Source organism: Pseudovibrio sp. POLY-S9 (assembly GCF_001431305.1).
Taxonomy (GTDB): Bacteria; Pseudomonadota; Alphaproteobacteria; order Rhizobiales; family Stappiaceae; genus Pseudovibrio.
Genome location: NZ_LCWX01000173.1, coordinates 25,252 through 27,914 on the forward strand (window position 1 = coordinate 25,252; position 2,663 = coordinate 27,914).

The 2,663-nt window shown below is 55.1% G+C and carries 2 protein-coding genes; one reads left to right on the top strand and one right to left on the bottom strand.

Going from position 1 to position 2,663, the window contains the following annotated elements:
* Nucleotides 1-214: 214 nt before the first annotated feature.
* The gene (locus PPL9_RS17710; protein WP_057463942.1) at nt 215-463 is read left to right on the top strand and encodes a hypothetical protein; all 249 of its coding nucleotides are present in this window, start codon (nt 215-217) and stop codon (nt 461-463) included.
* 95 nt (nt 464-558) lie between these two features.
* Here the strand turns inward: PPL9_RS17710 and PPL9_RS17715 are convergent, their stop codons facing one another.
* Nucleotides 559-2,424 carry a ParB/RepB/Spo0J family partition protein gene (locus PPL9_RS17715; protein ID WP_057463943.1) on the bottom strand — a complete coding sequence of 622 codons (1,866 nt, stop codon included), beginning with the start codon at nt 2,422-2,424 and terminating at the stop codon, nt 559-561.
* Nucleotides 2,425-2,663 lie beyond the last annotated feature (239 nt).

The following is a 2,663-nucleotide window of genomic DNA, read 5'->3' on the forward strand; positions in this document are numbered from 1 at the left end:
GTCCCGTGCGCGGGGCGCTTGCCAGCTTCCAGCCCTTCAACAAACATGAGTGAGCTGGTTTGCAAGCGCGATCTGGGCTCGGCAGAGCCCGGTGAGCGTTTGTGAGCCAGATCGCCCCGCATCAAGACAAACTATATTTGACCTGCCCCCTCTCCTTGTTGACGAACTCTCTCAGGTTGAACAGTTTGGATTGCGCACTCCAATTTGAGGCAGCATGACCACCCCAACACAAGAAGCCTATGAAGAACTGCAAGGCGCGTTTGATCATTACAACCGCGACCTGTTCGCCTATGTGCTGCCGCCCTGCCTGATCACCATGCAGCGCGAAAAGCGGACATATGGCTATTGTATCAAATACCGTTGCCCGTCCTGTGCAGCTCAAGCATGGGGCAAGCCAAGCCTGCGGTTACTGTGCGGCGGGCAAGACTGTGATGCAGCCCCGCTTGTGGCCGTGGAGGAGTAAGCAAGCTGGACTGACCTTTCAAACAGAGGAAGGGCGCGGAACCCGCCCCCTTCTCTTCCATTCCCTACTGCTGGCCCTCCCTGTGGCCTTGCCCCTTATGCGGCGAGCTTCTGGATTTCTTCCTCCAAGATATCCGGTGCCTGATACTGGGTCTTCAGGCATTCAGGAACCCAGTTTGCAATCCGCCCCTTGGCCTCACTGGAAAGACCATTGCGGTCCGCCTCATTGTTAAACAGCCCATGAAGGCAGGCGACCTTGTCGCCTTTCTTCATATTGGCGAACTCTGGCCCCACTGGCTTGCCGTCAATGTAGCTCTTGACCTCATCCAACTGGCCGGACTTAAGCCGCTTGAAGAATGTGTTGTTCGGCGTCCATGTCTTGCGGGCATCAAGATTGACGCTATCAGCGACCAGTTCAACAAACGGAACGTGTCCGCTGACAAGGGCGATACGAGCCGCAAAGGACCGCGCTACGGACTGCGTGAGAAGGGTTGATTTTTCCTGCTCGCTCTTTAGGCGGAAGGCCGCAAACTGTGTTGCAACATCTTCGCCATAAAGAGAGGTCTCATTTGCAAGGGTCAGTTCTTCAGGCAGGTTCTGGCCGTGATCTTCAGCCTCATTGCGCCACGTTCCAGACTGGATTTTACAAGGCAGGTCGCCCTCATAGCTCTTGGTGATCATGGAAAAGATCGCGATATCTTTTGCAAGCTCTGCCTCATTCAAAAGAGCGGCCTGCAGGGCACCTGTGCGGATGGCGCTCAAATCATCCATCAAGGCTTGCGAGTACTCTTTGCTTTCTGGCTCCTGAGACGTGCCTGTAATGATTTGAGAGCCCTTCAGCACACCAGCGGCAATCGCTGCGTCCTGATCTTCTGCCGCAACATAGCCTTTCTCTGCTCTCAAGTCCCCATGATAGCCGATGCCAACAAAGACCCCTGCAACGCTCTTTTGATTGGCATGGAACTGAAGCTCACTTAACCCTTTCAGTTCCTCAAGTTCTTCAGCTGTTGCCCTGCCCTCGTTCTCAGCATCGATTAAAACCTCTCTGCGCTCTTCCTGCTCCTCGCTTAAGCGCACATCTTCAGCATAAAGCCGCTTGAGGCCCCGCAGTTCTGTATGGTCTGGCAGCTCGATACTGGCCGTTGCCCACTTCCAGCCCTGTGCCAGAAGCTTCTGACGGGCTTCTTCAAGCATATCTGTGGCAAGCTGTTCTAAAAGGTTGCTGTCCAGATAATAAACCTCTTCCCCAAACAGGTCTTCACGGATCGCTCCCCCTGCAGCTTCATAAGCCTCACGGCCCACAAACACGGCTCGTCGGTCGTTGCCCTCTCCAACCTCCTCCATGAGGTTGCGCTTGATGGTGTGCGGCTGATCTCCGCCCCATCGCTCATTCAAGCGGCCAAAGACCTCTGCTTGCTTTTCCTGCTCACTGGAAACCGTATAAGCTGCCGCGATATCAAGCGTAATCTTTCCAGCTTCCAGCGCATCAAGGATGCACTGTGCCAGTCCTGCAAGGCGCAAACGTCCTTTGACGTGGCGCACGGTCTGGGCAAACGCGATTGCAATACTATCAGGTGTGTGACCTGCTTCCGCCATGGTGCGGTATGCTTTGATCTCTTGCGCCGGATTGAGGTCTTTACGAGCGGTATTTTCAGCATTGGCCCATTGAAGCGCCTCCTGCTCGCTCGCCGCCATTCGCACAGCAACGCTGTAGTTTGGCAGGATATCCTTGCTCTCTAGCAGGATTTGCAACGCACGAAGGCGGCGACCGCCTGCAACAATGCCGATGCTGTCCCCTTCAGCAAAGCCCACAAGGTTCTGAATCAGGCCGCAAGCCTTGATGGACTGGGCCAGCAGTTCAATCTCGCTGGGATCAACGCTCTGGCGAGGGTTCAGCGCTGACAAGGTGAGTTTGGAAAATGGCACGTTGGAAAGCAGTTTGCCGTTGGTGGTCTTGGTCATGATGTTGTCTCCGCATCGATAAGGTCCGTTTCTATCTTCCTTGCCAATAAAACGGGTGAGCGGGAGCTAGTGAGGAGAGAGGCTGTCCATGATCTCCCGCAGCCCTGGGGGCGAGGAAAGATTGTGGTCAGGGGAGCGACGATCTAGCTTTCGTGAGGGCGCAAGCCCTTGCAGCTGGCCCTCAGGTCAAAACGACAGAAAAGAATGATCAGAAGTGCGGCTTGCTGGAAGCTGGCATG

Coding starts and splice junctions, on each gene's coding strand:
- PPL9_RS17710 (WP_057463942.1), top strand. CDS start 215: ATGACCACCCCAACACAAGAAGCCTATGAAGAACTGCAAGGCGCGTTT.
- PPL9_RS17715 (WP_057463943.1), bottom strand. CDS start 2,424: ATGACCAAGACCACCAACGGCAAACTGCTTTCCAACGTGCCATTTTCC.